This is a genomic window from Pseudomonas sp. C2B4 (genome assembly GCF_013359695.1).
GTDB lineage: Bacteria > Pseudomonadota > Gammaproteobacteria > Pseudomonadales > Pseudomonadaceae > Aquipseudomonas.
The window spans coordinates 64,802-86,524 of record NZ_JABFMU010000019.1 but is presented as its reverse complement, the minus strand read 5'-3'; the positions used below and the strand labels follow the sequence as shown (position 1 = coordinate 86,524).

At 57.8% G+C, this 21,723-nt stretch carries 22 protein-coding genes; 8 read left to right on the top strand and 14 right to left on the bottom strand.

Annotation, left to right across the window (positions count from 1 at the left end; translation table 11 throughout):
• Positions 1-7: 7 nt before the first annotated feature.
• The 9 genes from HNQ83_RS14800 to HNQ83_RS14760 form a co-directional block, all read right to left on the bottom strand.
• Positions 8-2,953 (bottom strand): HD domain-containing phosphohydrolase, encoded by a 2,946-nt coding sequence (locus HNQ83_RS14800; RefSeq protein ID WP_175389650.1) that lies wholly within the window; start codon positions 2,951-2,953, stop codon positions 8-10.
• A gap of 48 nt (positions 2,954-3,001) precedes the next feature.
• Entirely contained in the window at positions 3,002-6,643 is a 3,642-nt protein-coding gene (locus tag HNQ83_RS14795; RefSeq protein ID WP_175389649.1) for a transporter substrate-binding domain-containing protein, read from the bottom strand.
• An 8-nt stretch (positions 6,644-6,651) separates the two neighbouring features.
• The gene (locus HNQ83_RS14790) at positions 6,652-7,278 is read right to left on the bottom strand and encodes a response regulator transcription factor (protein WP_175389648.1); all 627 of its coding nucleotides are present in this window, start codon (positions 7,276-7,278) and stop codon (positions 6,652-6,654) included.
• A 209-nt stretch (positions 7,279-7,487) separates the two neighbouring features.
• Entirely contained in the window at positions 7,488-7,910 is a 423-nt protein-coding gene (locus HNQ83_RS14785) for a response regulator (RefSeq protein WP_175389647.1), read from the bottom strand.
• A gap of 179 nt (positions 7,911-8,089) precedes the next feature.
• Complete coding sequence (locus tag HNQ83_RS14780) at positions 8,090-9,418, bottom strand: deoxyguanosinetriphosphate triphosphohydrolase (RefSeq protein ID WP_175389646.1); 1,329 nt, start codon at positions 9,416-9,418, stop codon at positions 8,090-8,092.
• A gap of 76 nt (positions 9,419-9,494) precedes the next feature.
• Complete coding sequence (locus tag HNQ83_RS14775; RefSeq protein WP_175389645.1) at positions 9,495-10,658, bottom strand: EAL domain-containing protein; 1,164 nt, start codon at positions 10,656-10,658, stop codon at positions 9,495-9,497.
• 135 nt (positions 10,659-10,793) lie between these two features.
• Positions 10,794-11,135: a hypothetical protein gene (locus HNQ83_RS14770; protein ID WP_175389644.1), complete on the bottom strand. Its 342-nt coding sequence runs from the start codon at positions 11,133-11,135 to the stop codon at positions 10,794-10,796.
• Positions 11,132-11,521 carry a phage holin family protein gene (locus HNQ83_RS14765; protein WP_175389643.1) on the bottom strand — a complete coding sequence of 130 codons (390 nt, stop codon included), beginning with the start codon at positions 11,519-11,521 and terminating at the stop codon, positions 11,132-11,134. The genes HNQ83_RS14770 and HNQ83_RS14765 overlap by 4 nt, the downstream gene beginning before the upstream one ends.
• Positions 11,522-11,523: 2 nt before the next feature.
• Positions 11,524-11,838, bottom strand: coding sequence for a YqjD family protein (locus HNQ83_RS14760; protein WP_175389642.1), 315 nt, complete (start codon positions 11,836-11,838; stop codon positions 11,524-11,526).
• Positions 11,839-12,164: 326 nt separating this feature from the next.
• Between HNQ83_RS14760 and HNQ83_RS14755 the strand changes: the two genes are divergently transcribed.
• The 5 genes from HNQ83_RS14755 to HNQ83_RS14735 all read left to right on the top strand — a co-directional run bounded on the left by HNQ83_RS14755 (position 12,165) and on the right by HNQ83_RS14735 (position 15,598).
• Entirely contained in the window at positions 12,165-13,373 is a 1,209-nt protein-coding gene (locus tag HNQ83_RS14755; protein ID WP_175389641.1) for an ammonium transporter, read from the top strand.
• Positions 13,374-13,467: 94 nt separating this feature from the next.
• Entirely contained in the window at positions 13,468-13,704 is a 237-nt protein-coding gene (locus tag HNQ83_RS14750; RefSeq protein WP_175389640.1) for a glutaredoxin family protein, read from the top strand.
• A gap of 168 nt (positions 13,705-13,872) precedes the next feature.
• On the top strand, positions 13,873-14,190 hold the full coding sequence (locus tag HNQ83_RS14745) for a transcriptional regulator (RefSeq protein WP_175389639.1): 318 nt from the start codon (positions 13,873-13,875) through the stop codon (positions 14,188-14,190).
• A 71-nt stretch (positions 14,191-14,261) separates the two neighbouring features.
• Positions 14,262-15,152 carry a pseudouridine synthase gene (locus HNQ83_RS14740; protein ID WP_175389638.1) on the top strand — a complete coding sequence of 297 codons (891 nt, stop codon included), beginning with the start codon at positions 14,262-14,264 and terminating at the stop codon, positions 15,150-15,152.
• A 164-nt stretch (positions 15,153-15,316) separates the two neighbouring features.
• Entirely contained in the window at positions 15,317-15,598 is a 282-nt protein-coding gene (locus tag HNQ83_RS14735; protein ID WP_175389637.1) for a hypothetical protein, read from the top strand.
• Positions 15,599-15,668: 70 nt separating this feature from the next.
• Here HNQ83_RS14735 and HNQ83_RS14730 read toward each other — a convergent pair whose 3' ends face one another.
• Positions 15,669-15,890, bottom strand: coding sequence for a YgdI/YgdR family lipoprotein (locus HNQ83_RS14730; protein ID WP_175389636.1), 222 nt, complete (start codon positions 15,888-15,890; stop codon positions 15,669-15,671).
• 78 nt (positions 15,891-15,968) lie between these two features.
• Positions 15,969-16,571, bottom strand: a complete 603-nt coding sequence (gene mobA / locus HNQ83_RS14725) for a molybdenum cofactor guanylyltransferase MobA (RefSeq protein ID WP_175389635.1) — start codon at positions 16,569-16,571, stop codon at positions 15,969-15,971.
• 81 nt (positions 16,572-16,652) lie between these two features.
• Here mobA and moaB point away from each other — a divergent pair, with 81 nt between their 5' ends.
• A complete protein-coding gene (gene moaB / locus HNQ83_RS14720) occupies positions 16,653-17,192 on the top strand; it encodes a molybdenum cofactor biosynthesis protein B (protein WP_175389634.1) in 540 nt (179 codons plus the stop codon).
• Entirely contained in the window at positions 17,176-18,402 is a 1,227-nt protein-coding gene (glp, locus tag HNQ83_RS14715) for a gephyrin-like molybdotransferase Glp (RefSeq protein ID WP_175389633.1), read from the top strand. Before moaB ends, glp begins: the two co-directional genes overlap by 17 nt.
• 63 nt (positions 18,403-18,465) lie before the next feature.
• On the opposite strand, the gene HNQ83_RS14710 is transcribed toward glp, so the two are convergent.
• On the bottom strand, positions 18,466-18,777 hold the full coding sequence (locus tag HNQ83_RS14710; protein ID WP_175389632.1) for a hypothetical protein: 312 nt from the start codon (positions 18,775-18,777) through the stop codon (positions 18,466-18,468).
• Between the two features lie 227 nt (positions 18,778-19,004).
• On the opposite strand from HNQ83_RS14710, the gene yegS reads away from it, so the two are divergent.
• Positions 19,005-19,922, top strand: coding sequence for a lipid kinase YegS (gene yegS, locus HNQ83_RS14705; RefSeq protein WP_175389631.1), 918 nt, complete (start codon positions 19,005-19,007; stop codon positions 19,920-19,922).
• Here yegS and HNQ83_RS14700 read toward each other — a convergent pair.
• Both HNQ83_RS14700 and HNQ83_RS14695 read right to left on the bottom strand, forming a co-directional pair.
• Positions 19,906-20,562: a response regulator transcription factor gene (locus HNQ83_RS14700; RefSeq protein ID WP_175389630.1), complete on the bottom strand. Its 657-nt coding sequence runs from the start codon at positions 20,560-20,562 to the stop codon at positions 19,906-19,908. The genes yegS and HNQ83_RS14700 overlap by 17 nt on opposite strands.
• Positions 20,559-21,452 (bottom strand): sensor histidine kinase, encoded by an 894-nt coding sequence (locus tag HNQ83_RS14695; protein WP_175389659.1) that lies wholly within the window; start codon positions 21,450-21,452, stop codon positions 20,559-20,561. Before HNQ83_RS14695 ends, HNQ83_RS14700 begins: the two co-directional genes overlap by 4 nt.
• Positions 21,453-21,723 lie beyond the last annotated feature (271 nt).

Here is a 21,723-nt window from a genome sequence, read left to right as displayed (position 1 = left end):
TTTTTGATCAAGTCGACAGGCCGGCCTTGATCAGCAGGGCTGACGCGTCTACCGCATCAATCTGCTGTGGGTCGAGGAATCGCTCGGCGTACTGCAGATAGATGCGCGCCTTGATGAACAGTGCGAATAACTCCGGGTCGATGTGCGCATCCCGGCACATGTTGGCCATGATGCCCAGCGCTTCACTCAATGACTTGGCTTTCTTGTAGGGCCTGTCGGCCGCCGTCAGCGCTTCGAAAATATCGGCAATCGCCATCATTCGCGCCGGCAGGCTCATCTCCTCTCGCTTCAAGCGTTTGGGGTAACCGGTGCCGTCCATTTTTTCGTGGTGGCCACCGGCGATTTCCGCAACGTTGCGCAGATGGCCGGGGAAGGGCAGGTGGCTGAGCATCAGGATCGTCTGCACCATGTGGTGATTGATGATGTAGCGTTCTTCGCCCGTCAAGGTGCCGCGGGTAATGCTCAGGTTATAGAGTTCGCCGCGGTTGTACTTGTAGCGTGGTACGTCGAGTTTGAAGCCCCAGGGATTGTCCGGCGCTATGAGCTCGGCTTCGGCGCGTTCGAGCAGATGCTCGGGCTTGTCCGCCAGCAGCGACTCGGTGACCGGTAGGGTGGGGGACGGGGTGCGGGCCTGACGCCGGTTCTCTTCCCAGGAAACACCCAGTCGGTCATCCAGGGTTCGCGTCCAGGTGCGCTGGCCGATACTGCGCAGGCGTTGCAGGTCTGCCTGCGCCATGGCCTCGCCGCCAAGATTGCAGTGGGCTACGAAGGCAAAATCATCGTCCAGCCCGGCCAACGTTGCATCGCGCAATTGCACCAGGTGTTGCTCATCACCACCCTGGGCGAGCGCTTGCCAGTAGCTGACCCAGGCATCGCGCTTGAGCACTTCGAAACGGGTGCGAATTTCGTGGATACGATCATTCAGGGTTTCCAGTTTCGTGGCTTTATCCACGACGTATTCCGGGGTGGTGATCTTGCCGCAGTCGTGGAGCCAGGAGGCGATGTGCAGCGCCTCCCATTCTTCATCCGAGGGTTGATAGCCGCTGAAGGCCGGGTCCTTGCTTGCTGCGGCGGCTTGGGCGAGCATCAGGGTCAGGGCCGGCACACGCTGACAATGTCCGCCGGTGTAGGGACTCTTGGCGTCAATCGCACCGGCCAGTAGCTTGATGAACGCGTCCAGCAGTTGCTTTTGCCGGTTTTGCAGGCGTTGGCTTTCGATACTCACAGCCGCCGCGCCGGATACGGCTTGCAGGAACGCAATGCGGTCCGGGCGCAGCTTCTCCAGATCACTTTGGTTACCGCTGTCGGCCAGCAAAAAAACCAGCAGGCCCACGGTTTCGTTATGGCGATTGTGCAAGCGGATACCGATCAGATGAACCCGCGGACATTTCAGTGCGAGCAGCACTTTCTGCAAATCCCCCGCCTGCTCGAAACCGAGATTGCTGACGACATTGTCGTCGGTCGACAACTGCTGCAGCCAGGCAGGGCTCTGCGGGTCCTGAAGCGCATGGGTCCGTATGTCAAAGGACGACAGGTTCTGCGCTGTGTCATTGATGACCAGACCGTGGGGCTCCATGCGATCGCCGTCACCTTCGCGCAGGTAGATCAGGCCGGCCTGGGCCTGGCCGATTTTCACGGTTTCAAACAGGACGCGTTGCAGCAACGGGGTGAATCGGGTTTCGGCGCTGAGGCTGTCGGTGATCTGGAAGAAGCTCGCCAAGGTATCTTTCATGCGTGCCATCGACACGCTCAGTTGGTCGATTTCAAGCACCGGGGAGCGACGGGACAGCGGAAAATTGAAATCGAAGCTGCGAATCGCATCCGCTTCCCGCACCAGAGCGCGCAGTGGATTGACCAGAACTCGCGAGGTCAGCCAGCCCAGCGGCACGCATAACAGCAGCGTTGCGAGGGTAATCAGCGCACCTTGCCAGCGCATGCGGTAGGCATCGACGAGCAATTCGTCTTCCGGCACCAGCAGCGCCAGTTGCAAACCCTGCGGGCCACCTTCCTGCATGCTGCTGCGGGCCGCGATCCATTGGCGACCGTCGGCATTCAGGCGATTGCTTTGCAGCGGACTGTTGAGCAGTGCACCCAGGCTGGGGCTCAGGTCGGCGGCCTTTCTCAGGCGGGCAGTCTGATCGTCGATAATCAACCGGCTGGCGTCGGGGTAGGCGATGGCATTGCCCTCGCCATCGAACAGCACGATTTCCGTGGCAGGGGTCACCACATGTTTGGCCAGGGTGGCGCTGAGCTCGGCCAGCGTCAGGTCTGCGCCCATCACCACCTGCTCGCCACTGCGTCGGGCCAGGGTGGTGCCGACGTTATGGGTGGAGAAAAAAATATAGGGTTCGGTGGTGATCTGGTCGTTATCGCCACTGGCGCTGGTAAACCAGGCACGGGTACGCGGATCGTAAGGCTCGTCCGGATTGACCTGGCGACCGATCAAGGCCAGGTCCCGGTCGAAAAACAAGGACTGCGAATTCACCTGGCCACTGCTGTTTCGCTCAATGCTCCACACTTGATAAGCCGCTGTCTCCGGCGCTTTGAGCAGGGTTTTCAAGTCGACGGTTCGCAGAGGGCGAACCATGAAGAAGTCGCCATTGCCGTAGCCCAGGTACAGCGATGCCAGGTCCGGGTTGTCGGTGAGCGATTGGCTGAAGGGGCGAAGCAGCGCCAGGCGATGCTCCAGGTCCGATGCCTGGACTGCGGGGTTGACGACCTGCAGGCTCAGCAGGTGGCGGATCGGTTCATAGGTCGCCTTCAAATCGAGGCGTACATCCTGCTCTATGCGATTGAAGAGTTTTTCACTGCTGGACAGGATGATCTGTGTGGTTTGTTGATAATTGAAAATGCCCAGTACCACTCCGGTCAGCAACAGCAGGCAGGTAAACATCACACTGATGTGAACGTGCAGGGAAAACCGCCGTTTATCCGGACGCAGTGGGCTGGGCATGCAGGTCACTCCGTGATGGTTAACACACTGCTCAGCGTCCAAGCATAGTTAAGCCTCCGTCATCCTGCTTTCGTCATTCTTCCCGATTTTTTGCAGCAGTGCCTGGTCCAGTTCCAGCAGGGCGCGCTCCACGGCCGCACAGCGCTCGGCGACTTTGTCGGGGTGGAAATCATCGCGGCAGGTTGCTTCGAGCGCCTCGCAACTGTCGATTAATCGGGTGGCCTGAGCGATTCGGGCGGCGCCCTTCATTTTGTGGGCGATGTCGAGAAATGCCTGTGGGTCCGTGGAGCCGCACAGCGCGAGCAATCCCTGACGGTCCAGACGGTTGCTGTTGAGCAGTTCGGTCAACAAACGATGGTTCAATACCGGGTTGCCACCGGTCAACTGCTGCAGGCCTTCCAGGCTGAAAGCCGGTGTGGGCGAGGTCGGTGAAATGCTTTTAACCCATTGGCTCAGCGCGCTTAGCGTCAGGGGCTTGAACAGACAGTCATCCATTCCGGCGAGCTTGCAGCGTTGAACTTCTTCCGGTTGTGCATTGGCGGTGAACCCCAGAACAGTGCATCGCGGTTGTAGCTTTTGTTTTTCGTGCTGGCGAATGGCTCGAGCCAGTTCGTAGCCATTCATGACCGGCATGTTGCAATCGGCGATCACCAGATCGAAGACGTCGGCTTTCCATGCCTCGAATCCTGCCTGACCGTCTTGCGCGATGCTGTAGTGATGGCCCAGAAATTCCAGTTGCTGGCACATGAGCAAGCGATTGGCCGCATGGTCATCGACCACCAGAACGTTCAATGGGGTGACGGCGACCTGGATCGGTGTTTCAGTTTTTTCCTCCCTGGCCTCTTGTGGTAGCGCCGACAGTAACAGCGACATCTGCACTTGCGTGCCGACACCTGGCTGACTGCTCAGTTGCAGGCTCCCGCCCATGATTTCACACAGGCTGCGACAGATGACCAGGCCAAGTCCGGTACCGCCTCGGGCGGCTTGTCCAGCACTCTCGGCCTGAGCAAAGGGCTCGAACAGGCGTTGTTGGTCCTGGGCGCTGATCCCGATGCCGCTGTCCTGGACCTGCACTTGCAACTGCACCTGACCGGGCTCGGTAGTCGGGCGCAGGTCGACGGTAATGCTGACTGCTCCCTGTTCGGTGAATTTGATGGCGTTACTGACCAGATTGGACAGCACCTGCTTGAAGCGCATCGGGTCCAGCAAAACATCGATGGGAGGATTGTCCGGATTGAAATCCAACTTGAGTTCAAGCGCTTTCTGCCGGGCCAGGCCGTCGAAGATACGTACCACCGACGCCACGATTTCTCTTGGATCGACACGTTCCGGGCTCATGCTCAGGTGTCCGGATTCAATGCGTGCGATGTCGAGAATGTCGCCGATCAGTTCCAGCAGATCCTTCGCCGAGTTGTACGCCACATCAATGGCGGGGCGATCGGGATGTTGGTGCTCGATCCGCTTGAGTGTCAGTTCAAGCAGTCCGATGACCGCATTCATCGGCGTGCGGATCTCATGACTCATGGTGGCCAGAAACGTGCTTTTGGCCCGGTTGGCTTCATCGGCACGCTCTTTTGCGCAACGCAGGTCATCGAGCAGTTGCCGGCGTTCGCTGATGTCTATCCAGCCACCGATGATGCCTTGCACTTCACCGCTTGAGTCACGGTAGGGCAGTATCCAGTGGTAGATCGTCAACCGGCGACCGCCAATGTGCAACGGGCGGTCCAGTATCAAGGGCCTGCCCTCGGTCACGACGCGCTGATAGTCGGCCTGGTATTCCCGGGCTTCAAAGGCGTTGCTAAGGGTGCCCTGGATGACGCTTTTGCCAATAACGTCTTCGCGTTTCGCATTGAAGGCTTGCAGGTAGCTGTCATTGCAGCTTTGCAGCAGACCCTGGCGATCTCGTACATAGATGGGATGAGGCGTGCCATTGACCAGCGAGCGCATGAATTCGAACTGATCATTCAACGCGCGCTCGGCTGCCTTGCGTTGATTGATCTGACGACGCATGTAAGCGTTCCAGGCCACGGAAATCAGTAACAACACGCCGGCAGCGGTGACGATCTGATAGAACAGCCGGTGATAGTTGCGCCAGGTGCTGTGCGAGGACGCCGAATAACCCCGCCAGCGGCTGTTGATAATGCCCAGTTCCTCTGGAGCGATACTCAATAGCGCCTTGTTGAGAATATCGTGCAGTTCTTTGGCCTCCCGGCTGGTGGCCAGGGAAAAGGCCGGCTGCTCGGTGCCGATGGTCGTACTGATCTGCAGGGTATGTTCGAAAAGCAGCGATGAAATGAAGTAATTTGCTATCACCAGTGAGTTCACTGTGCCTTCTGCCTGTCCCTCCGCCAGCATCTCCACGGCGCTGAACGTATCTGGTGTTTCGATGAGCTTTACCAGCGGGAATTCGCTGCGCAGGTACGTTATCAACGGATGACCCTGGGCAATGGCCAGGCGTTTGCCTTGAAGCTGTGTAAGGTTGGTCGGGCTGGCTTCTGCCTTGCGCGTCAGCAGAACATAGGAGTTTTGCAGGTAGGGGCGACTGAAATTCAGCGAGGTGTCCCGTTGCGCGCTGGGGAGCAGTGCTGCGATCAGATCAGCCTGGCCATTCTCGACTCGCTGGATCATTTCGCTATCGCTTCGGCTGCGCTGGATTTCGAAGCGCAAACCGGTGCGCAATCTGATCAGCTCAAGCAAATCTGCGGCAACGCCACGAAAGTTACCAGCACTGTCGAAAAACGTCAGCGGTGCGAAAGCTTCATTGACCACCACGCGGACGACCGGATGTTGTGCAAGCCAGCGTTCCTCGCTGTAACTGAGTGCCAGCTTGTGATCGGTGAGCAGAATGTCGCTTCCGGCGCTCCAGCGTTTGGCAATGTTTTCTCGAGCACTGGTGGGAATGGCCATGAGCATGGCATTGATGATGGCTAGCAACTGAGGATTGTTCTTGTGCACCGCGAAACTGAAACCGTGTGCTTCGTGTTTGCCGAAGTTGGCCATGCGGATGTTGTTCAGGTAGCCCTTGTTGATCATGTAATGGGTAGAAATGGTGTCGCCAAGAAACACATCGGCCTGATCGAAGGCGACGGCATTGATTGCGTTCTGATAGGACGGGTAGGGTGTGATGATCGCCTGGGGATACAGGGCTTTGACTTCCTCCAGCGGCAGGTAGTGGTACACCATGCTCAGGCGCATACCGGCCAGGCCATCGGTCAGGGATCGGGTTTCGCCTTCACGGGTCACGAGAACCGGTTGGTCCACGGCATAGGGGGCTGACAGCACGATGTCAGGATTTCGAGCCTCGAACCCATTGGCGGTACCCAGCAGGTCGACTTCGTTGTTTTCAAGCGCTTCAATGGCCGCTCCCCGGGATGCGAAGCGCTTTATTTTGATCGGCAAGCCGGTGACCTTGCCGAGAATGCCCGCGTAATCAGCGGTGAAACCTTCATAGTCGTGGCCGCTGAGCGTCAGGTCGAAGGGCGGGTAGTCCGGTGCCGAGGTGCCAAGGATCAGTTCTTGTTTGTTCTTGAGCCATTGCCGTTGCGAGTCATCCAGTTGGATCGCCAGGTGCCCAGCCGCCGAGCGACTCAGCAATGTGTAGGGATCACTGCTTTGTGCCGCGAGCAATGAGGTGCTCAGGCACAGGCCCACGGTCATCAGTATCAAGTAGTCCTTTAAACGACTGGGCATCCTGTCTCTCACACTAACGCGTTACGTTTTGCCATTTCGATGAGTTCAACCAAAGACTTGGCCTTGAGTTTTTGCATGAGGCGTTTTTTATAAGTGCTGACAGTCTTGTTACTTAGAAACATGCCTTTGGCAATTTCCTTGTTGGTGCGACCTTGTGCAAATAGTTGCAACACCATCAGCTCCCGATCGTTGACGGATTTGAATAGTTCCAGTTCGGCGCAACGCGCTTCATCGCCGCGAACCGGATTCAATGCTTCGCTTGGGAAGTAGTTGTAACCTGACAATACTGCTTTTATGGCGCTGACCAGCTCGCTGAGATCCTCCTGTTTGCAGACATATCCCGAAGCGCCGGATTGCATGCAACGGATACCGAAAAGTGTCGGGCATTGCGCCGTAAGTACCAATGTTTTCAGAGGAGTACTCATGGCGTTGAAACGGGCCAGTACTTCCAGGCCATCCAGTTTGGGAATGCTGATATCGAGAATGACCAGATCAGGCATGCACTCGCGGACCATCTGCATGGCATCGACCCCATTGTCGGTTTCACCGACGACTTTGTAGCCTTCGTGTTCAAGTAGCATTCGAACGGCAAGTCGGATGACAGGGTGGTCGTCGACAATAAAAACGGAGTTCATAATCAAATCCCATGCGAGCTGAATAAAGGGCGCACCTTAGCTCAGATAGTTGAGGTGACGTATGAACTGACGTACCTGTAGCAGCAATATAGGAATGTTCCTACAGGCAAAAAGGAATGGGCTTACGAGTCAACTAGGTTTTTTATGAGGATGAATGAAAGTTGTTTTCGTTTAGTTGCTGTTTGATAAAATGGCTTGTGGGTTTTTTATTATTTTTTGGTGGCTTTTTCTGCTTGTTGTTTATTCGGTGTTGAGGTCAATATTTGTATGAATTCGGCCTGTTTTAACGGCTTGACCAAATACCCCAATAGTGGAAGGTCATGAACATTTGCCACGTTTTCAAGTCCTTCCAATTCAGTGGGCGTCAGGCTACTTAGGAGGATGGCATGTTTGATCAATCCGTGATGACTGGCGAACCTGACCAAATCAATCCCGCAAATATCGGGCAGACATTGATCGCACAAAAGAATGTCGAAAGGTTGCTCCGCACCAAGCATCTTTTGCAATGCGCCTTGGGCGCTGTCGGTTGTGGTCAGACGGGTGAAGCCGTAACTTTCGAGCAGATATTGTGTTGCCCTGAGCTGAAAGGGGTGGTCTTCCACCAGCAAGATGCGCAAATGTTCTTTGATCATATTATTCACGCTTCTTTTATTGAACAAAGGAGGCGTGATTGTTTCGCGTCAATACTCGGCAATCGATCAGTTCACTCGACACTAGCTGTAGGGGAATTCAGCGAGCCTTGAGTGCACTTGGTTTTTGGGGGACTGATCGGCCATTACAGGTGGCGTAATGGCTGATCGACCAGCACTTGTCAGTGGCTGGAGCGCCCCGTCATTTCCAGCGCCATGTCGCTGGCGTAGCTGTCTGTCATTCCGGCAATGAAATCGATCATCCGCAGAAATGACGTGTGCAATGAGCCATGCGGATCGGGTGCGTTGTTACCCAACAGGTCGAGCGTTCGCCGACTCTTGAAGGATGGCGTGCGTCCGTTGTGTTGTTCCAGGGCTGCGCCACAGAAGGCATTGAGCAGGATTTCCAGTGTCGTGTAGGCGCCGATTTCGTGCAGGGTCTTGCGCTTATCCTGGAAGATTTTTTTGCGCGCCATGTCTTTTGCATTCAGGACACAACGTTTGGCCGGGCCGTGCATATGTTCCACCAGATCGCCCGGCAGCGTACCGGCCAGCAAAGTGTCTTGCTGCTCGACAAAGGCGCGTGCGGCGGCATTGGTCAGGTGCTCGATGGCTTTGCCGCGCAGGATGGCCAGTTTGCGTCGGCGAGAATCCCCGGGGCCGAGTTGACGATAGGTTTCCGGCAAATCGTCACCCACGAGGTCGAGCAACAAGGACTCGACTTCTGCGTAATCGAGCAACTCCATTTCCAGGCCGTCTTCAAGATCGATCAGGGCGTAGCAGATGTCATCGGCGGCCTCCATCAGGTACACCAGCGGGTGACGCGCCCAGCGCTGTTCTTCGAGTTGCGGCAGGCCCAGTTTCTGGGCGATCTGTTCGAGCAGCGGCAGTTCGCTCTGGTAGCAGCCGAACTTGTGTTTCTTGTACCCAAGCGAATCGGCGTGCCTGGCTGTCCATGGGTACTTCAGATAAGTGCCGAGGGTGGCGTAGGTCAGACGCGTGCCTCCGTCGAACTGGTGGTACTCCAGCTGGGTCAGGACCCGAAAGCCTTGGGCGTTGCCTTCGAAGTTGAGGAAGTCATTACGCTCGGCCTCGCTCATTGCATCCAGCCAGCCACGACCGGCAGCCTGCTGGAACCAATGACGGATCGCATCTTCGCCGGAGTGGCCGAACGGCGGATTGCCGATGTCATGGGCCAGGCAGGCCGATTGCACGACCATCCCCAGGTCGCTGGGCTCGCACCAGTCTGGCAGGGCGCTGCGGATGGTTTCACCGACGCGCATGCCCAGCGAACGGCCGACACAACTGACTTCCAGCGAGTGGGTCAGGCGCGTGTGGATATGGTCGTTGCTGGAGACCGGATGCACTTGGGTCTTGCGTCCGAGACGACGAAAAGCCCCCGAGAAGATGATGCGGTCATGGTCTTTGTGAAAAGGACTGCGGCCGAGTTCTTGCGGGCTGTGCAGAGGCTTTCCGAGGCGTTCGCGGGTAAGCAGGGTGTGCCAATCCAAGGCGGGTCTCTCCGTCGGGTGACTTGAGTCCCTAGCTTCCCGGTTCGCACCGGGACCTGCAAGTGGAAACGCCCGCCTAGAGTCCTACCGCATCGATATCGATGAGCAGCAAGCGTTCGCCATTGTCGAAAAACTGCCCGGCGGTGAGGCAGTACTGATTGCTGGTCGCGTCGCGATAGGTATTGGAGAGGGTCAGGCGCCGTTCCTCCCAGCCCTCTGCCAGCAAGTGATAAAAATACGGACGCCAGGACCAGTTATGGCCCAGATAGCGATTGTCAGCCACCCAACCGCTGTTGCGCCATTCCAGGTTCGGCGTCAATTGGGTGCCGTGACGGTCGCATTGGTAGAAGCGTAACAGCCAGGGAAAGGCATCCAGTTGGGGCAAGTCACTGAGCGGGGCGCGAGCCTGGGCCCAGGTCTGCAGGATCGTCATCAGTTCGCCGAGTTGCTGGCGCATGATCATCAGGCGTCCGCGCTCGGCCAGTTTCTGCTGAACATAGCGCTGTCGCAGTTGTGCAAAGCGCTCGACGAAGGCGTCGCTGGAAAAGAAATGTGCCTGAGCCTCGGCGAACAGAAAACCCTGTACAAAGCGTGAGCCGCACTCCAGCGCAAAATTAAGCTGAGCGTCGGTTTCCACGCCCTCGGCGATGATCCAGCAACCGGTTTTCTCCGCCATTTGAGCCAGGGCCTTGACCACGTCGGTGCTCGGTCCGCCGAGCGCCGCCGCCTGGAACAAACGCATGTCGAGTTTGAGAATGTCCGGTTGCAGTGCCAACACGCGATCGAGCTGGGAGTAGCCCGCACCGAAGTCATCGATGGCGATCCGTGCACCGGCTGATCGGTAACGTGCGACCACTTGGGCCAGTCGCTGGATATCACCGCCCAGTTCGGTAATCTCGAAGACGATTCGCCGTGGGTCGACACCGTACTTGCCCAGTTGCTTCAGGCTCGGAAGTGGCTGGTCCGGGCGTAATCGGCTGATCCAGCGCGGGGAAATGTTCAGGCTGAGAAACCAGTCGGAGGGCGCCTGGTGCAGGCGGCTCAATGCGTCATCGCGCAATTGGCGATCCAGGCGGCGCAGGGCCACGGCGTTCGTGCGCGGGTCGGTGAACAACGGTCCCACCGAGGCCAACTGACCGTCTGCCTGGCGCAGTCGGCCCAACGCCTCCACGCCTGCGATCCGGCCGGTAGCGGTGTCGATGAACGGCTGAAAACAGGCGAGCGGTTGCCCGTCGATCACGAGGCCTCCTTGGTTGATCTTGTTTTTGGATTAAACCTGGTGACCGGGTACTGCCGGGCAGTCATGCAGGATTGAACCTCTCGGTTAAGAGGTTCATTCCGTGGGCATTGCAAGAATGTAGCCAGAAGTGACAGGTCAGGGTTTACGCGAGGAGCCTTGCATCACCAGTTTGATCAGGGGGCCCAGCGTGGTGCCGAGCTGCAGCAGTCGGGTCAGGCTGCTGACGCCGCCAGTCCTGGCGCCCTTGCCGGTCAGAAACCCCAGGAGCGTCACCGCCGCTACGCCCCAGAGTGGAGCGTGCTTGATACCGAAGCCTTCATGCAGGTTTTGCTTCATTTCGCGAACACGCTGCAGGGGTTGCAGCAGTTGCGCGGATTCGTGGCGGATTTCCTGGCGATGCATTTCCATGCGCAGACGGATCAACGCCTTGCGCATTTCCGTGCGGGAGCTGTTGCGAGGCAGTTCAGGCAGGTTCATGGCAGCAAGCGCTCCCTGTCGTTGGCCAGCTCTTCCAGGGTGCCATGGAAGGGTGAGGATTCATCAAAAATCGCTGCCCTCAGGCGAATGCCGCAGAAGACCGCTGCCAGGGCATAGAACGCGCAAAGGCCAATGATGGCCGCCAGGCGATTGGTGTCCCAAAACAGGATCAGCACCAGCGTTGACAATCCCACCAGCAACAGCAGGGCAAACACCAAGGCCAGGCCAGCAAACAGCAGCAGGCTTACGGTGCGTGCCTTTTGTTCCTGCAGTTCGATGCCGAACAATTCGACATGGCTGTGCAGCAATCCAAGTACGGCGGCACCCAGGCGCCGCGATGAGGAACTTGCGCCCGTCGTGGACGAGCCGAAATCTTCGGTCGCCATAATCAGCGCCGGGTTGCCAGCAGGCCGATCAGGAAACCCACACCGGCGGCAATGCCGACCGCTTGCCACGGGTTGGCCTGTACATAATCTTCGGCGGCGGTGACGGCAGCCTCGCCACGTTCGCGCAAGGAGTCTTCGGTCAGCTTCAAGGTTTCCCGGGCACGCAGCAGGCTGTCGTGGATCTGCTCGCGCAACTCGTCGGCCTGATCACCGGCCAGGGACGCCGTATGTTCCAGCAACTTTTCGGTGTCGCTGACCAGTGTCTGAAAGTCGTTCATCAGGATTTCTTGAGCAGTCTTTGCCTTGGTACTGGCCATGGGTGATCTCCATAAGTGGCGTCTGAAACGTTCGAGTATGAGCCTTGCGCGAAGGTTCAGTACAAACGACTGGTACAACTTTTGCTGTGTCGTGGTGCGCCAGGCAGTGCCAATGCGCTGTTGCCGGGCATGATTCACGTAAAACCTTAACTCAAATAATCAAATCCCGAGCAAATGTCCCGGTCGTGACTGACCTTGACGAACCCTGTGCGCCAAAGCGGTTCATCGGGAGTGACGTACTCGATGCGTGACGTCACAACTTGGTGCATGGATTGCCCGCGCGAACTGCTTTGGTGCTTTTCTTAGCCTTAAGGTCTGCCTAATCCATGGAAAATCTGCAAAGCGCTGTGGACAGCCTGGTCCATAGCTCCAACACGTTGTTCATTCTGATCGGGGCGGTCATGGTGCTGGCCATGCATGCCGGTTTCGCCTTTCTGGAGGTCGGCACGGTTCGGCAAAAAAACCAGGTCAATGCGCTGTCGAAGATCCTCAGCGACTTCGCCGTTTCGACCCTGGCCTACTTCTTTATAGGCTATTGGATTTCCTATGGGGTGACCTTTATGCAGCCGGCGGCCGTGATCAATGCCGATCACGGTTACGGGCTGGTGAAGTTTTTCTTTTTGCTGACCTTTGCGGCGGCGATCCCGGCGATCATTTCCGGCGGCATCGCCGAGCGTGCGCGATTCGTTCCGCAACTGTGCGCAACAGCGCTGATCGTGGCGTTCATCTATCCCTTCTTCGAAGGCATGATCTGGAACGGCAACTTTGGTTTTCAGGCCTGGTTGCAGGAACGCTTCGGCGCCGCTTTCCATGATTTTGCAGGCTCCGTGGTGGTCCATGCCATGGGCGGCTGGCTGGCGTTGGCGGCGGTGTTGCTGCTGGGACCGCGCAATGGTCGATACCGCGAAGGGCGCCTGGTGGCATTCGCGCCGTCGAGTATTCCGTTTCTGGCGTTGGGGTCGTGGATCCTGATCGTCGGCTGGTTTGGCTTCAACGTGATGAGCGCACAAACCCTGCAAGGGGTCAGCGGACTGGTGGCGGTGAACTCGCTGATGGCCATGGTGGGCGGCACGGTGGCGGCCCTGATTGTCGGGCGCAATGACCCGGGCTTCCTGCACAACGGCCCGTTGGCCGGGCTGGTGGCGATCTGTGCCGGCTCCGACCTGATGCACCCTGTGGGCGCGCTGGTGACCGGTGCGATTGCCGGCGCGTTGTTTGTCTGGTGTTTTACGGCCGCTCAAGGCAAATGGCACATCGACGATGTGCTGGGTGTCTGGCCATTGCATGGCCTGTGTGGCGTGTGGGGGGGGATTGCCTGCGGCATCTTCGGCCAGAGCGCATTGGGAGGGCTGGGCGGGGTGAGCCTGATCAGTCAGTTGATCGGCACGACATTGGGCGTGGTCGTGGCATTGATCGGTGGATTCGCGGTGTATGGCGCTATCAAGGCGTTCCATGGTCTGCGGCTGAGCCAGGAAGAAGAGTATTACGGGGCGGATTTGTCGGTGCACAAGATCGGCGCTGTCAGCCAGGATTGAGTGCCGGTCTTGCGCGCCTGGCCAACGGCGGGCGCTCGACGGTTTTTCGGGGCAGGCCTAGAATAAGCACTCAAATTTTTTCGGTTGAGCGCTCATGCTTCCTGAATGTCAGCTGTTCGGCACCCTTGGGTGCCACCTGTGTGAAGTGGCTGAGGCCATGCTGATGGAGTTTGTCGAGCGCGGTCTGCTGGTGGAGCTGGTGGACATCGCTGACGACGAAACATGGTTCAAGTCCTACAGCCTGCGTATTCCGGTACTGCGTCGGGTCGATACCGGAGCCGAACTGGGCTGGCCGTTCGGGTCCGACGATGTAGTGGCATTTCTGCGTTAAACGTTTTTTGTGATGGCGGTGGGGCCGCTGGTCGAACTTTGCGAATGATCCCCTTGGCTTAACGGTTGCGATTCGGATACTGTATGCGTATACAGTTATTCGGGTTGTCGCGCTGCTGTCCCTGATTCAGGGAGCAGCGGGCAAGTCCGGGCGTGAGAGGGATGAATCGTGGTCAATGTCGAACAATTGAAGAGCAGCGTGAACCGGATGTCGGTGGACGTGGTACGCGAGGCTGTCCTCGAATTGCGTCTGGACGGATTGGTAACGGAAGGCAAGACGCCATTCAACAAGCTGCATTTCAATACCTGTTTCGCTGAAATCGAAGCCTTGTTCCAGCGCGCGGGCTATCACCGACAATTGGATGTCGTGGGTTATCAGGGCTTGTTGTATGCATTGTATGACCCGGGTCGCTGGGAGGCGGTCGATGTACTGCGCTGGCTCAAGGAGTACACCGAAGCGGCAGCGCGCAGGCAAATACCGGCTTAGGGATTCTCCGCTAGGTTCGTTCCCGACACTGTTGGATAATGTCGCCCTGTATTGAGGGTTAGAGTTTCCGTATGTCCAGTTCACCTTTCTCCGCGGCGCACAGTCAGGCCAGCACGCTCTACTTGCCGCCTGGTTCGTGGCAGACCGTTTTCGATTGCCTGTGCGAGCATTTCAGCGCCATCGGCCGTGAGCAGTGGCTGGACCGAATCGCCCGTGGCCGTGTCCTCGACGGGCATGGCGCGCCGATCGCCCTCGATTTGCCTTACAAGGAAGGACTGCGGATTCACTATTTTCGCGAAGTCCCCGATGAAAAAACGATCCCGGTGGTCGAGTCGATCCTGTATGCGGACGAGCATCTGGTGGTGGCGGACAAGCCGCATTTTCTGCCCGTGACGCCAGCCGGTGAATATGTCGAACAGACCTTGCTCAGACGGCTGATCCGTCGTCTGGACAACCCGCACCTGGTCCCCCTGCATCGTATCGACCGGCATACGGCGGGGCTGGTATTGTTTTCAGCCAATCCTCAGAGTCGCTCGGCGTATCAGTCGTTGTTTCCGTCACGACAGATCGAAAAACGCTACGAGGCCATTGCCCGGGCATTGCCTGAGCATTCGTTTCCGTTGGTTCATAAAAGCCGACTCGTCGACGGCGAACCTTTCTTCCGGATGCAGGAGGGGCCGGGTGCCCCAAACACCGAAACGGCTGTCGAGGTCAGGGAAAAGAATGGTGATCTCTGGCGCTATGGCCTTTATCCGGTGACGGGCAAAAAGCACCAGTTACGGGTACACATGACAGCGTTGGGCGCGAGCATTTGCAATGACCCGTTTTATCCACAGGTACTCAAGGATGTGGAGGACGACTACGCCAATCCATTGAAGCTCCTGGCCCAAGGGCTGAAGTTTGTGGACCCGGTCACCGGGCAGGAAAGAGAATTCGAGAGCACGATCACCCTGCAATGGTGATCAAGGGTGATTAACGTCCGATTCCAGGCGTGGCCAGGAAAAATCGAATTTATGGGCCGGTTTGCAGTCATTTGAACAGGCCCCACGAACGTGGCGTTCAAAGACCTCGGTATCGCAGCCAGATCATCCGGCGGTTCCGAGACTTTCCATGCAAGGAGATACCCATGAAACGTACCGTTTTCGCTGGAATGTTCATTTGCGCTGCAGTGTTGGCCTCTCCGGTATTCGCGGCAGGGGAACACGACCTTTGCACCATCAAGCTTCAGGAACTCAGGGATAAGGTGACCACCCTGCCGTCAACGTCCGAAAATACCAGCATGGAAGTCAAGCGGATGCAGGCCAGCGCGGAAGCGGCCAATGCGGCCAACGATGACAAAAAATGCATTACCGAAGCCACGCAGGCATTGACGCGCGTGGACAGGCTTGCGAAAGAACCGAACCCATAAGTTATGGTGTCAGATAAGAAAATGCCCCGACAAGTCGGGGCATTTTTGTATCCGGTAGTCGCCGCGCAGATTACAACTCTTTAACGGTGCGGACCTGGTCCTTGTTGATACGGGTCTGCTTGCCATCCAGTTGTTCGAATTCGTAGAAGCCCGAATCCTTGTCATATTGTGGCGTGTCGACGGCCTGGATTTCGCGACCGTCATTCAAGGTGATCACTGTTGGGGATGCGCAACCGGCGAGGGTGGCAAGGCCCAGTGCGAGCATGAAAGTGGCCAGCGTCCGTTGAGTCATGGGTGTGTCTCCGAAATTGAATACTTTTGGTTACTGAGCTTCAGACGTGTACGGCACGTGCAAGTTCCTCGGGTGCTGTCAGTCTGACACAGTGTTGTGCGCGCTTAACAGTTCCGGTGTATTGAGGTTCGCCAAGCGCGGGTCGTTGTCAGGACACTGTAGCGCAGTTGCGCCCAGCTTTCGCATGAGTCGCCCCGGACTGCGTTCACCATCGTTCCAGGCGCTCTCGAAATTTCCGCGAAGTGCCACGGGGATCACGCACAGCAACGGCTCCCAGTGGTCGTCATGTCGCAGCATCAATGGCTTGTCGGGATGTTGGCTGGCTGTTTCGCGCATGCTGGCGAGCAACGCCTCGTCAATGCGTGGCACATCGCAAGGCAATACCAGTAGATGCGTATGTCGAGCGGCTTTCAAACCCGCGCGAATACCAGCCAATGGCCCTGGAAAATCGCCTTCGTCGTCATGAACCAATTGGTCGGCATAGGGCGCGTACTTTTCCTGGTTGCGGTTGCAGGAAATGATCAGGTCATCGCTCAGGGGGCGTGTCTTGCGATGCAGATGGGCAATCAGTGGCTCGCCTTGCCATTGCACCAATCCCTTGTCCTGGCCGCCCATGCGTTGGCCGCGACCACCTGCCAGGAGGAGAATGGAGCAGGGCGGAAAAACCGATTTCGAAGTCATGGCAGTTCTCCATGGGGGCGGCGAGAAAATGGGGCGCTGTGATATAACACCGGGCTGTTTCTCCTACAACTGGACGAGCCTATGAAAGCCAAGGCTGATGTACCTTTCGCACCGCTCAACATCGCGGTTCTGACGGTCAGCGATACCCGTACCCTGGAAACCGACACCTCAGGCCAGGTCTTCGTCGACCGCTTGACGGCTGCCGGCCATAACCTGGCAGCCCGGGTGTTGCTCAAAGATGATCTCTACAAAATTCGCGCGCAAGTCGCCAACTGGATTGCCGACGATGTCGTGCAGGTGGTGCTGATCACTGGCGGCACTGGTTTCACCGGTCGCGATAGCACGCCGGAAGCGGTGAGCTGTCTGCTGGATAAACAGGTCGATGGATTTGGTGAGCTGTTCCGACAGATTTCGGTGGCGGACATCGGTACATCGACCGTTCAATCCCGCGCTCTGGCGGGGCTTGCCAATGGCACGCTGGTTTGCTGTTTGCCGGGTTCGACCAATGCGGTACGCACCGGTTGGGACGGCATTCTTGGCGAGCAACTGGATTCGCGGCATCGTCCCTGCAATTTCGTCACTCACCTGAAACAGGCGGCTCCCTGTGAATCCCGCGGGTAAACCAGGCAAGACCGGCAGCCTGATGCCGGTGGAAGTGGCCCTGGCGCGTTTGCTGGAAATGGCTGACGCCTCAAGGATTGTCGATCGCGAGCGCTTGCCATTGGCACAGGTTACGGGGCGGGTGTTGGCCGACGATCTGGTGTCGACGCTGGATCTGCCACCGTGGCCCAACAGCGCCATGGACGGTTATGCCCTGCGCAAGGCCGACTGGGCCGGCGAGCCACTGGTCGTGAGCCAGAAGATTTTTGCCGGGCAGGCACCGGACGCCTTGAAGCCTGGAACCTGTGCGCGAATCTTTACCGGGGCGCCTGTTCCTGCCGGCGCCGACTGTGTCGAGATGCAGGAAAATACCGAAGTGCTGGCGGATGAGCGCGTGCGTTTCACCGAAACACTGACCATTGGACAAAACATTCGTCCACAAGGCCAGGAAACCACGGTCGGTGAACTGATTCTGCCGGCGGGTACGCGTTTTGGGCCGATAGAACAAGGTCTCGCCGCTTCGCTGGGTTGCGCCGAGCTGGACGTGATTCGCAAGGTTCGCGTGGCGGTGTTGTCGACCGGGGATGAGTTGATTGAGCCAGGACAGACCCTGGGCCCCGGACAGATCTATAACAGCAATCGTGTTCTGCTTTGCAGCTGGTTGCGCCGTTTAGGCTGTGAAGTTATCGACGCTGGCATTCTTCCCGATGATCTGGTCGCTACGCGTACTCGACTTGGCGAATTGAAAGATGTCGATCTGATTCTTTCAACGGGTGGCGTGTCGGTGGGGGAGGCTGATTTTCTGGGCATCGCCTTACGGGAAGAGGGAGAGTTGAGTTTGTGGAAGCTCGCCATCAAGCCTGGCAAACCCCTGACATTCGGGCATTTCCGCGGCGTACCGGTCATCGGGCTTCCCGGCAATCCGGCGTCGACGCTGGTGACCTTTGCCTTATTGGCCAGGCCTTATCTTTTGCGTCGTCAGGGCGTCAAACAGGTGGAGCCGCTGAAGGTGCAAGTGCCAGCCGGGTTTGACTGGCCCGTAGCCGGGAATCGACGTGAATATCTGCGCGGTCGCCTGGAAAACGGACGGGCCATCATCTACAGGAATCAGAGTTCCGGGGTGTTGCGCAGTGCCGCCTGGGCCGATGGGTTAGTAGAGGTGCTGGAAGGTCGGACGCTGGTTGCTGGAGATAGTGTGTACTTCATTCCTTTGAGCGAAGTCATCAGTTAACCCCCCTTCGTCGTGTTGCCACGCAAGCCCGGTTTTCGAACCGGGTTTTGCGTTCATGGCTGATCAATGGGCCAGGAGCAGCGTCACGAGCTGGTCGAAGCGGCTGTTGGCGATCCAGCCAAGAAGCCCCAGTACCACGGCGGCGCCGCCCGCAGCATAGGCAAGCCTGTGCTTGATGGATTTGACGTCACTGTGAACTGCTTCCATGTCTTTTCGGATGCACTTGAGGCGGGTCTCCAGCTCAGCGACACGAGGTTCCATATCGACTTCTCCATTGGGTTCTACGCTGTTTTTGAGTTCAGCCTGATGGCTGGCCCGGCTCCCTGCGAGCGGTGCAACCGAACGGACCGGTAGGTTGAGGTTCTGACTGTGCATGGCACGTCCTTGTGTTTGTCATTGCGAATGACCGGAACCACGGGCATCAAGGTGTACCAATCACACACTTTGGTCAATTGAGCCGATTCCTCACGTTTTGTAAGAAAAATCTCGTCATACAGGACTCAAGAAGTTCGCTGCAAAATAATTCGAACTTGCGCGACTTTTATCGGGTTCAGCGCGGTCAACATCTCCCATACGCCATTTAATCCCGGGAGTGACAACACATGAGCGATCGCAAGGCGCTGTTGATTCTGCATGGCAAGCAGGCGCTCAACGAGGAGGTTCGTGCGGCCGTCGAAAACAGGCGCGAACAAGGTTGGGAGCTGGCCGTTCGATTGACTTGGGAGGCTGGCGACGCTCAGCGCCTGGTCAATGAAGCATTGGCCGCCGGTTACAGGCAGATCATTGCCGGTGGCGGTGACGGCACCCTGCGTGACATTGCCGAGGCCATGGCTGCACATTCGACACCGGCCAGTCTGGTCTTGATGCCGCTGGGAACGGCCAATGATTTCGCGCGCGCTGCCGGGGTTCCTCTGGAGCCTGGCGAGGCGCTGGATCTGCTGGACGTGACGCCGAGCGCCATTGATCTGGGGGAAGCCGGCGGGCAGGTGTTTTTGAACATGGCCACGGGCGGTTTTGGCAGTCAGGTGACGGCCAATACCTCCGAGGAGCTGAAAAAGGTGCTCGGCGGCGCCGCTTATCTGTTCACGGGCCTGTCACGCTTCAGTGAGTTGCACGCCGCTTATGGCGAGCTGCATGGCCCGGATTTTCATTGGCGTGGCGAGCTGTTGGCGCTGGGCATCGGGAATGGTCGGCAGGCAGGCGGCGGTCATGTGTTATGCCCGCAGGCATTGGCTGACGACGGGTTGCTCGATATCAGCATTTTGCCCGCCCCGCAGGAAGTGGTTGGGACCTTGAAGAGCCTGCTGGCCGATGGTTTCGGTATCGAAAGCATGTTCGTGCGGGCCCGCCTGCCATGGGTCGAGATCAAGGCTTCTGAAGGCCTCTTCATCAACCTTGACGGCGAGCCGCTGGAAGGCGACAACCTGCGGTTCTCGGCTAGGCCGGCAGCACTTCGGGTGCACTTGCCTGAAACCTCGCCGCTGTTGAGTGCGACGGAATCGGTCAGTCGTCCAGACTGATGATCTGCTCGCGCACGGCGAACAACACCAGGCCGGCCACATCAAAGATCTGCAAACGCTTCATGATCTGCGAACGATGGGTTTCAACGGTCTTGACGCTCAGGCCCAGGCCGTTGGCGATTTCCCGGGTGGATTTCCCGCGAACAATCAATCGCAGGATTTCCAGTTGCCGGGCCGTCAGATTGTGCGAGTCCGCGGGGTCGGGCGTTTTCTGGGTTCGGGTCAATGCCTGCGTGATAACGGTATGGGCAATGGCCGGGCTCAGGTAGCGTTCGTTGTTGCGCAAGGCTTCCAGCGCATGTTCGAGTTCGGTGGCCGTGGTGTCCTTGAGTAAATAGCCATGCGCCCCGGACTCCAGCGCCTGCATGATCAATGCCGGGTCGGTGTGCATCGACAGGATCAGTACCTTGCTCTGCGGACGAATCCGCTTGAGCTGCTGCAAGGCTTCAAGGCCGCCGATCTGCTTCATGGAAATATCCAGCAGAACGATGTCCGGGGACAAATGCTCGACCATCGCCAGCAACTGCGAGCCGTCATTGGCCTCGCCAATTACCGCGTAACCGGGAAGGTCCAGCACCAGGGCGCGCACGCCTGCCCTGATCAGCGAGTGGTCATCCACCAGAAGTAAGTTACAAGTCAATGCATAACCTTATTCGTACTGGCCCGTTCGAGCGCGCGGGGCGCCCAGGGGAAGAGAGCTTCGATTTGAGTGCCTTTGCCCGGCTCGCTGGTCACGGTCAGTGTGCCGCCCAGTTGATGGATCCGCTCCGACATCCCGGCCATTCCGCGCTGTCCCTCACGACCTGGATCCGTGGCCGGGGCGAATCCCTGGCCGTCGTCACTGATCGAGAGTGACAGGCCTTGCGGTAAACGTTGCAGGCAGACCAGAAGATTCTTTGCTTGGGCATGCCGCAGAATGTTGGTGACGGCTTCCTGGGTAATGCGATAGGCCGCCACGGCCATTTCTTCCGGTATCCCGGTCAGGCGTTGATGGCATTCCAGGCTCCAGTGCACGGAGGTGTTAGCCAGCGTCTTGAGCAAATGTGCGCGCAGACTGGCTTCGAGTCCAAGGCTGGTCAATTGCCGGGGATTGAGGATGGCCGACACGTCGCGGACTTTGGCGAGTGTTTCTTCCAGCGTGTCGCACAGTACGGAACATTGCCCCTGGAGTTCTTCCGGCATTCGGCGTTTGAGCCAGTCGCTTTGCAGTTTGGCAGCCGTCAGCAACTGGCCGATGTCGTCATGCAGTTCCCGACTGAGCCGGTGACGTTCGTTTTCCTGGACCTCAAGCAAGCGATCGGCCAGTTCCTGCGGTTGAAACTTGATCGATTTGCGCGACAGGCGATATTGCACCCAGACGCAACCCAATGCCGCCATGTTGAGCACCAGCAGACCCAGCGGCAAGTGAATGGAGAGGGCATAGATCAACAGACTGCCGAGCGTAGAGCAGGCGCATAACACCAGCGTGAACCGGCGCGCGTTTTCTCGGGAAGGTGGCCACGTGGCGATTGACTTGAAGCTGGCGTACATAGCGGATGGAGCCAATGGATGTTCGCTGCGGGCAGACCGGTCATGCTCGCTGACAGGCCTCTGTTTTGTAATGTTGTACATGGACATCAACGGTGCATAGTTTCTGTACAAGAATTTCAACCTGAAACTTGATCGGGCTGCAGTCGTGGCAATCATATTGCCATTAATTGACGTCAACTAATGGGCGGCATAATACCACTTAAGATACCGTTGGTCGCGCATGCGATATATGTCCATGGAGTCAGGAAACAAAGCAATGCGGGTGTGAGTT

Bases quoted from the DNA above. Each gene is read 5' to 3' on its own strand.
- HNQ83_RS14710 (WP_175389632.1), bottom strand. From the start codon at position 18,777: ATGCACAGTCAGAACCTCAACCTACCGGTCCGTTCGGTTGCACCGCTC.
- HNQ83_RS14735 (WP_175389637.1), top strand. From the start codon at position 15,317: ATGAAACGTACCGTTTTCGCTGGAATGTTCATTTGCGCTGCAGTGTTG.
- HNQ83_RS14785 (WP_175389647.1), bottom strand. From the start codon at position 7,910: ATGATCAAAGAACATTTGCGCATCTTGCTGGTGGAAGACCACCCCTTT.
- yegS (WP_175389631.1), top strand. From the start codon at position 19,005: ATGAGCGATCGCAAGGCGCTGTTGATTCTGCATGGCAAGCAGGCGCTC.
- HNQ83_RS14740 (WP_175389638.1), top strand. From the start codon at position 14,262: ATGTCCAGTTCACCTTTCTCCGCGGCGCACAGTCAGGCCAGCACGCTC.
- HNQ83_RS14765 (WP_175389643.1), bottom strand. From the start codon at position 11,521: ATGGCGACCGAAGATTTCGGCTCGTCCACGACGGGCGCAAGTTCCTCA.
- HNQ83_RS14695 (WP_175389659.1), bottom strand. From the start codon at position 21,452: ATGTACGCCAGCTTCAAGTCAATCGCCACGTGGCCACCTTCCCGAGAA.
- HNQ83_RS14760 (WP_175389642.1), bottom strand. From the start codon at position 11,838: ATGGCCAGTACCAAGGCAAAGACTGCTCAAGAAATCCTGATGAACGAC.
- HNQ83_RS14755 (WP_175389641.1), top strand. From the start codon at position 12,165: ATGGAAAATCTGCAAAGCGCTGTGGACAGCCTGGTCCATAGCTCCAAC.
- HNQ83_RS14795 (WP_175389649.1), bottom strand. From the start codon at position 6,643: ATGCCCAGTCGTTTAAAGGACTACTTGATACTGATGACCGTGGGCCTG.
- HNQ83_RS14790 (WP_175389648.1), bottom strand. From the start codon at position 7,278: ATGAACTCCGTTTTTATTGTCGACGACCACCCTGTCATCCGACTTGCC.
- mobA (WP_175389635.1), bottom strand. From the start codon at position 16,571: ATGACTTCGAAATCGGTTTTTCCGCCCTGCTCCATTCTCCTCCTGGCA.
- moaB (WP_175389634.1), top strand. From the start codon at position 16,653: ATGAAAGCCAAGGCTGATGTACCTTTCGCACCGCTCAACATCGCGGTT.
- HNQ83_RS14750 (WP_175389640.1), top strand. From the start codon at position 13,468: ATGCTTCCTGAATGTCAGCTGTTCGGCACCCTTGGGTGCCACCTGTGT.
- HNQ83_RS14800 (WP_175389650.1), bottom strand. From the start codon at position 2,953: ATGCCCAGCCCACTGCGTCCGGATAAACGGCGGTTTTCCCTGCACGTT.
- HNQ83_RS14730 (WP_175389636.1), bottom strand. From the start codon at position 15,890: ATGACTCAACGGACGCTGGCCACTTTCATGCTCGCACTGGGCCTTGCC.
- HNQ83_RS14770 (WP_175389644.1), bottom strand. From the start codon at position 11,135: ATGAACCTGCCTGAACTGCCTCGCAACAGCTCCCGCACGGAAATGCGC.